A 5,571-nucleotide genomic window follows, 5' to 3' on the forward strand; every position below is an offset into this window, starting at 1 on the left:
CGATCTCCTCTTCCATCCATGACCTCCTTCGCTGTGAAAGGGGGTCAGTTCTCAATGGCGCCAGGGGGGCAGTTTTTCATGGCGCCTGACACCGTGCCGCAGACGGCACGGGGATAACTCCGGGAAAGCCTGTGAATGGTGTCGTGCTATCAGGCGTGCGGGGTATCGTGCTATCAGGCGTGGGACTATCGTGCTATCAGGCGTGCCGATCGGCCGCAAACCCGCGCCAGCACTGGGTTTGCGCGTCCTCTAACTTCCCTAACTTAGTTTCTCTAACTTTTAGTAGGGAAACGCCGCTGCGGTGGACAACCACCCCGCGGCCACAAACGCAGCAGCAAAAGCCCGGCTTTCCAGCATGGAGGGCCAGGCCATGATCGTCGCACTGCTCAACCAGAAAGGCGGCGTCGGCAAGACCACGCTCGCCACGCACATCGCCGGCGAGTTGGCGATGCGCGGCCAGCACGTCGTCCTGCTGGACGCTGACCCGCAGGGCTCATCGCTGGACTGGACGCAGCGCAGAAGCCAGCAAGGCTTGCCACGGCTGTTCAGCGCCGTGGGCCTCGCACGCGAAACGCTGCACCAAGAGGCGCCGGAACTCGCCAGGCGGGCCGATCACGTCGTCATCGACGGCCCGCCGCGCATCGCCGCCTTGGCGCGCTCCGCGCTGCTGGCGGCCGAGCGCGTGCTGATCCCGGTGCAGCCCAGCCCCTACGACTTGTGGGCCAGCGCTGAGATGGTGGCGCTGATCCGCGAGGCGCAGGTATTTCGGCCTGCGCTGCGCGCGGCCTTCGTCATCAATCGGCGCGTCAGTACCACCGTGATCGGGCGCGAAGCACGCCAGGCACTCGCCGACCAGCCGCTTCCTGCGCTGCGCGCGGAAGTGCATCAGCGCATCGTGTTCGCCGATAGCGTGGCCGCTGGCCGGCTTGCACGCGAGACGGCACCCGACAGCGCCGCCGCACGCGAAATCACTGCGCTGGTGGACGAATTGCTGCGGTGGCCGACATGACCGCGAAGCCGCCATCGAACAGCAAGCGCACGGCAAAGCGCGTCGGCATCGGCGCGCGTCCGCCCGCGAATCCGCACGCCGAGGCGTGGATTCGCCAGGGCGACGCCGATGCGCTGGGCAAGGGCGACCTCTACACCGCCCGTCTGACTCTCGACATCACGCCCGCGATGCGGGCACGCATCAAGGTGTCGGCCTTCACGCAAGGCGTGACCGTGGCCGACCTGCTGCGTGGCCTGTTGGAGCGGGAGTTTCCAGAGCACCGCAGGGAGAACGCACCATGACTGCATCCGCTTCGCCTGCCGCTGGCGCGGCTACGGCTGCACTTGCCGGCCAGCCTGCCAGCGCGCCGCTGACGCGCGTGGCGCTGGCCTACATCGAACCACGCTTCAAGCTCTACCTGCGCTTCGGCGAACCTGCGCGCACGCACCAGCTCGACCGCTGGCGCCGTTGCGCGGTGTTCCTGCCGGGCGCCATGTTGTGCCGTATCCGCTGGCAGGCCAACGACTACGGCACTGTGCGTTGGCAGCTCATGGTGATGCAGGCTTGCACGCCGCTGGATGCAGCGCAGCGCATCCCCGGCGTGCAGCCGGGGGCGCGCTTGCTGCTCCACGCCGAAGGGGAGAACCAGGTGCGCGCGGTGCTGGAGTGCATCGACGCCATCGAGGCGCTGGGCATCGCGCCCGCCGCTGTCTCGCCCGCGTACTGGCGCACGCTCGCCAACCGGCTCGCTGCACGCCTGCCGCTGCCCGAATACACCGCCGAGCGGCACGCTGCCTGGCTAACCGGGAGGACGCTGCCATGACGCTTCCATCCGCCGTTGCCAGCGCAACCGGCATCCCGCCGCATCCTCGCTCGCGCCTGCGCGCTCGCCTCGTGTTGGCGGGCCTGTCCGCCTGCGGCCTCGCTGCGCTCGCCTGGGCGTCCTTCGTGCATCCGCTGCCGCGCCTGATCTACAACCCGTCCGACAGCGTGGCGGTCGGCTGGTATCGCGTCGATCCGCAAGGCCACGGCACCGACTCGCCGCCACGTCCCTTGTCCGTGGGCAGCATCGTCCTGACCACGCTGCCGCCAGACGCCGCCGCGCTGGCCGCGCAGCGCGGCTACCTGCCGGCGCGCGTGCCGCTGCTCAAGCGCGTGGGCGCCGTCGCGCCGCAGGAGGTGTGCAGCACTGGCCGCGTCGTCCGCATCGACGGCGTGCCTTCGGCCGCCGTGCTGCCTGCCGACCGCTGGGGCCGGCCGCTGCCATCCTGGCAGCAATGCCGCCGCCTCGAATCCGGCGAACTGTTCCTCTTGAGTGTGACCAACCCGGCGTCGTTCGACAGCCGGTATTTCGGGCCGGTCAGCGCATCCGCCGTGATCGGGGTCGCGCATCCAGTCTGGCTGGAATCCCGCCCATGATGGCCGCCGACTCGCTGCACGTTGCCGTGCATCTTGTCGTGCCATCGGGCGTGTCGCTCTGCTGGCCGTCGCCGTGTCGTCGCGCGTGCAGTGCGGGTGCATTCGCACCGCACTTCGCGCTGCCTTCGGCGCAGCCGTCCAACGTGCAGGCGTCTTGCCTCGAACGCGCCCGGCCTATGGCCGTCGCCGCGTTCGCCGGCGCGCTGGCTGCTCGCGCAGCAGCACCGCCGGGCCGCCGCTGCCCGGAGCGCCAGCGAGGGGCAAAGGCGGAAGGCAAGACAAAAGGGTGCGGCACCTGTCGGCCCGCAAAGCCAGTCTGCACGTGGGGGTGGCGCGGCACGGCGCGGCTTCGCCGCCGTGCCGCTTGGGGCGCGAAGCCCGCGCCAATGCAGGCATGTCCGCGTGCTTCGCACGACCGGACACGCCAGAGCTTGCAGGGAGCGCAGCCATGACCGACCGCCGCGACGATGATTTCCGCATCCGCCCCAGTGCCCCGAAGAACCGGGGCCAGGGCTTCGTCTCCAAGGTGCTCAAGCAGGCAGGCAAGGCCAGCAGCGGCAAGTCGGCGGTGCGCCGTCCTGGCGCCAGCGGCAACGGGCAGCACGCCGGCCAGCGGCCCGGCTCGCGCCTGGGGCGCGGCCACACGGCGGCGCGCTTCGCGGGGGCGAAGCTCACGCCCATGTCGCGGCGCGTGACCATCAAGACGCTGCTGGTCAATCAGCAGCGGGCCAGCCCGCAGTCGCTCGCCAAGCACCTGCGCTACATCGAGCGCGACGGTGTGGGCCGCGATGGCGAACCAGGCCAAGCCTACGGGCCGCAGACCGATGCCGCCGACCTCGACGCCTTCAAGGAACGCTGCGCCGATGACCGGCACCATTTCCGCTTCATCCTCTCGCCGGAGGATGGCGCGGAGCTGGAAGACCTGCGTACCTATACCCGGCACCTCATGGGCCGCATGGAAGCCGACCTGGGCACGCGGCTGGAATGGGTGGCCGTCGATCACTGGAACACCGACAACCCGCACACTCACTTGATCGTGCGCGGGTGCGACGACACCGGCAAAGACCTCATCATCGCGGGCGACTACATCGCCGATGGCTTCCGCCATCGCGCCGCCGAACTGGCGACCGAATGGCTGGGGCCACGCACCGAGCTGGAGATCCAGCAGACCTTGCAGCGCGAGGTGGAGCAAGAACGGTGGACAAGCCTCGACCGCACGCTGCAACGTGAGGCCGGCGAGGACGGCCGGGTACAGATCGAACAGTTCAACGAACCGCGGCTGCAACGCCAGCGCCTGCTGCTGGTCGGCCGCCTGCAACGCTTGCAGCGCCTGGGCCTGGCCGACGAGATGCAGCCGGGCACCTGGGCCGTCCATGCCGACGCCGAAAAGACCCTGCGCGCCCTGGGTGAGCGTGGCGACATCATCCGCACCATGCGGCGGGCCATGCGCGGCGAGCCGCGCGAGCTGGCGGTGTTCGAGCCGGGAGACGATGGCCGAACCATCCTCGGCCGCGTGGCCGCGAAGGGGCTGGCCGACGAGCTGCGCGACCGGGGCTATCTGGTCATCGACGGCGTGGACGGCAAGGCCCATTACGTCGCGCTCAATGCCCGCGACGAACTGGCGAACTATCCGGCCGGCGCGGTGGTGGGGGTGAAGGGATCGGCCGATGTGCGCGCGGCCGACAAGAACATCGCCGCGCTGGCGAGCGATGGCCTGTACCGCACCGACCATCACCTTGCGATCGCCCAGGGTCAGGCCGTACCGGGCCGTGATCCGCAAGAGGTGGTAGCCACCCACGTCCGCCGACTGGAAGCCTTGCGCCGGGCAGGCATCGTGGAACGTGTGGCCGAGGGGCTATGGAAGGTGCCGGACGACCTGCCCGAGCGTGGCCGCCAGTACGACGCGCAGCGCCTGGGCGGCGTGGCTGTAGAGCTGAAATCGCACTTGCCCATCGAGCGGCAGGCCCGCGTGATCGGGGCCACCTGGCTCGACCAGCAGTTGATCGGCGGCGGCTCGGGGCTGGGTGACCTGGGTTTTGGCAGCGAGACCAAACAGGCGATGCAGCAGCGCGCCGACTTCCTGGCCGAACAGGGACTGGCCGAGCGGCGCGGGCAGCGCGTGATCCTGGCGCGCAACCTGCTGGGCACGCTGCGCAATCGAGAACTGGCGCAGGTCGCCAAGGACATCGCTGCGGAAACTGGCTTGGAACACCGCCCGACGGCGGACGGGCAGCGCGTGGCTGGCATCTACCGCCGGAGCGTGATGCTCGCCAGCGGACGGTACGCGATGCTGGACGACGGCATGGGGTTCAGCTTGGTGCCGTGGAAGCCAGTGATCGAGCAGCGACTGGGGCAGCAGCTTGCGGCGACGGTGCGTGGCGGAGCGGCCTCATGGGAAATCGGGCGTCGGCTTGGAGTTTCTTTGAGCTAGTCACTTGAGGCTATGCGCCCCATGAACATGACCCCTGCGCGTTGCTGGCTCGTGCACCTGGCGCGATGCTGAGGACAGTTCGGTCAAGATGCCGCACTGACTGGCCTGCTGGGATTCCCGGCAGCTTTCCCGCAAGGTCTTGAGTTGTCGTTCCAGCGCTTTCAATTCCTTGATGCGAGTAGCCACATGGTCTATGTGCTCGTCGAGCAGGTCATTCACCTGGGCGCAGTTCTCGTGCGGAGCATCCTTGAAGCGCAATAGAACCCGGATTTCATCCAGTGTCATGTCCAAACCCCGGCAGTGCCGGATGAAGGACAGTCGGTCAACGTGTTCTTCTGCGTACATGCGGTAGTTGCCATCTGTACGGGCCGTTTCTGGTAGCAAGCCTTCACGCTCGTAGTACCGGATCGTCTCTACCTGGGTATGTGCGGCCTTAGCCAGTTCGCCGATTTTCATAGCTTCATCTTGAGCGGTCGCGGGTTTTTCTCCAAGGCTCATTGTAGGCGCTTGACTCTGTAGTGGGTACAGGGTTTCCAATTTGCCTGAAAAGGAGAATTTCATGAACTCTGCCCGCCAACGCCAACACGCTGACCCTGCCTGCTGCGGGAGTGGCTGTGCAACAGTGCCTGCGGTGCCCGAGCCAACAGCGTCTGATGGAACGACTATCGAGCCGCAACGCTTTCGCATAGCGAACATGGACTGTGCCTCGGAGGAGTCGGAAATCCGCCGGGCG

6 protein-coding genes are annotated in these 5,571 nt (G+C 67.9%); 5 read left to right on the forward strand and 1 reads right to left on the reverse strand.

Going from position 1 to position 5,571, the window contains the following annotated elements:
• Positions 1-370 precede the first annotated feature (370 nt).
• The 5 genes from parA (at position 371) to Q392_RS26030 (ending at position 4,838) form a co-directional block, all read left to right on the forward strand.
• Positions 371-1,009, forward strand: a complete 639-nt coding sequence (gene parA / locus Q392_RS26010) for a ParA family partition ATPase (RefSeq protein WP_023114174.1) — start codon at positions 371-373, stop codon at positions 1,007-1,009.
• Positions 1,006-1,290 (forward strand): hypothetical protein, encoded by a 285-nt coding sequence (locus Q392_RS26015; protein WP_023114175.1) that lies wholly within the window; start codon positions 1,006-1,008, stop codon positions 1,288-1,290. The genes parA and Q392_RS26015 overlap by 4 nt, the downstream gene beginning before the upstream one ends.
• On the forward strand, positions 1,287-1,811 hold the full coding sequence (locus Q392_RS26020; RefSeq protein ID WP_023103957.1) for a DUF2840 domain-containing protein: 525 nt from the start codon (positions 1,287-1,289) through the stop codon (positions 1,809-1,811). Before Q392_RS26015 ends, Q392_RS26020 begins: the two co-directional genes overlap by 4 nt.
• Positions 1,808-2,407 carry a S26 family signal peptidase gene (locus Q392_RS26025; protein ID WP_023114176.1) on the forward strand — a complete coding sequence of 200 codons (600 nt, stop codon included), beginning with the start codon at positions 1,808-1,810 and terminating at the stop codon, positions 2,405-2,407. Before Q392_RS26020 ends, Q392_RS26025 begins: the two co-directional genes overlap by 4 nt.
• A gap of 448 nt (positions 2,408-2,855) precedes the next feature.
• On the forward strand, positions 2,856-4,838 hold the full coding sequence (locus Q392_RS26030; protein WP_038215338.1) for a relaxase/mobilization nuclease domain-containing protein: 1,983 nt from the start codon (positions 2,856-2,858) through the stop codon (positions 4,836-4,838).
• Here the strand turns inward: Q392_RS26030 and cadR are convergent, their stop codons facing one another.
• Positions 4,839-5,294 (reverse strand): Cd(II)/Pb(II)-responsive transcriptional regulator, encoded by a 456-nt coding sequence (cadR, locus tag Q392_RS32400; protein ID WP_013517151.1) that lies wholly within the window; start codon positions 5,292-5,294, stop codon positions 4,839-4,841.
• Positions 5,295-5,571 lie beyond the last annotated feature (277 nt).

The organism is Xenophilus azovorans DSM 13620 (assembly GCF_000745855.1).
GTDB lineage: Bacteria > Pseudomonadota > Gammaproteobacteria > Burkholderiales > Burkholderiaceae_C > Xenophilus > Xenophilus azovorans.

What these genes read in the sequence shown, in the direction of transcription:
- cadR (WP_013517151.1), bottom strand. Translation starts at nt 5,294, where the DNA reads ATGAAAATCGGCGAACTGGCTAAGGCCGCACATACCCAGGTAGAGACG.
- Q392_RS26030 (WP_038215338.1), top strand. Translation starts at nt 2,856, where the DNA reads ATGACCGACCGCCGCGACGATGATTTCCGCATCCGCCCCAGTGCCCCG.
- Q392_RS26025 (WP_023114176.1), top strand. Translation starts at nt 1,808, where the DNA reads ATGACGCTTCCATCCGCCGTTGCCAGCGCAACCGGCATCCCGCCGCAT.
- parA (WP_023114174.1), top strand. Translation starts at nt 371, where the DNA reads ATGATCGTCGCACTGCTCAACCAGAAAGGCGGCGTCGGCAAGACCACG.
- Q392_RS26020 (WP_023103957.1), top strand. Translation starts at nt 1,287, where the DNA reads ATGACTGCATCCGCTTCGCCTGCCGCTGGCGCGGCTACGGCTGCACTT.
- Q392_RS26015 (WP_023114175.1), top strand. Translation starts at nt 1,006, where the DNA reads ATGACCGCGAAGCCGCCATCGAACAGCAAGCGCACGGCAAAGCGCGTC.